General features: G+C 48.0%; 6 tRNA genes and 1 rRNA gene. All 7 read right to left on the reverse strand.

The features are described 5' to 3' along the window. Positions 1-43: 43 nt before the first annotated feature. The 7 genes from ACSG5Z_RS29635 to rrf all read right to left on the reverse strand — a co-directional run bounded on the left by ACSG5Z_RS29635 (position 44) and on the right by rrf (position 697). Positions 44-118: transfer RNA gene (locus ACSG5Z_RS29635), tRNA-Gly, on the reverse strand. Positions 119-147: 29 nt separating this feature from the next. Next, positions 148-228 (reverse strand) — tRNA-Leu (locus ACSG5Z_RS29640). A gap of 14 nt (positions 229-242) precedes the next feature. Beyond that, positions 243-318, reverse strand: a tRNA-Lys gene (locus tag ACSG5Z_RS29645). A gap of 4 nt (positions 319-322) precedes the next feature. Continuing rightward, positions 323-397, reverse strand: a tRNA-Gln gene (locus ACSG5Z_RS29650). A gap of 11 nt (positions 398-408) precedes the next feature. Further along, a tRNA-Tyr gene (locus tag ACSG5Z_RS29655) sits at positions 409-492 on the reverse strand. Positions 493-500: 8 nt separating this feature from the next. After that, positions 501-576, reverse strand: a tRNA-Val gene (locus ACSG5Z_RS29660). A 5-nt stretch (positions 577-581) separates the two neighbouring features. Then, positions 582-697 (reverse strand): 5S ribosomal RNA (rrf, locus tag ACSG5Z_RS29665). Positions 698-852: the final 155 nt, after the last annotated feature.

Here is an 852-nt window from a genome sequence, read left to right on the forward strand (position 1 = left end):
TGCGTCTGCCTGTTCCGCCACCCCGGCATGTCATATTGAAAATTGGAGCGGAAGACGGGATTCGAACCCGCGACCCCAACCTTGGCAAGGTTGTATTCTACCACTGAACTACTTCCGCAAGACATGTTTGAGTTATTTTATTAAAAGTGCGGGTGAAGGGAGTCGAACCCCCACGCCAAAGGCGCTAGATCCTAAGTCTAGTGCGTCTGCCAATTCCGCCACACCCGCATATTTATTTAAAATGGTGAGCCATGAAGGATTCGAACCTTCGACCCTCTGATTAAAAGTCAGATGCTCTACCAACTGAGCTAATGGCTCTTAATGGCTGGGCTAGCTGGATTCGAACCAGCGCATGACGGAGTCAAAGTCCGTTGCCTTACCGCTTGGCTATAGCCCATTAATTAAGAATGGTGGAGGGGGGCAGATTCGAACTGCCGAACCCGAAGGAGCGGATTTACAGTCCGCCGCGTTTAGCCACTTCGCTACCCCTCCGACATATATGGTGGAGGATGACGGGATCGAACCGCCGACCCCCTGCTTGTAAGGCAGGTGCTCTCCCAGCTGAGCTAATCCTCCATTTTGCCTGGCAACGTCCTACTCTCACAGGGACAAGGTCCCAACTACCATCGGCGCTAGAGAGCTTAACTTCCGTGTTCGGTATGGGAACGGGTGTGACCTCTCTGCCATCATTACCAGACTATATTCATTTAAGACAAGAATCATTTTAACTTATTTAACTTTTAAAGTCAACAAGTTTTTTATATTCTTTCAAAACTAGATAACATTGCTTCATATTATATGGTTAAGTCCTCGATCTATTAGTATTCGTCAGCTCCACATGTCACCATGCTT

Source organism: Bacillus pretiosus (genome assembly GCF_051294775.1).
Classification (GTDB): domain Bacteria; phylum Bacillota; class Bacilli; order Bacillales; family Bacillaceae_G; genus Bacillus_A; species Bacillus_A wiedmannii.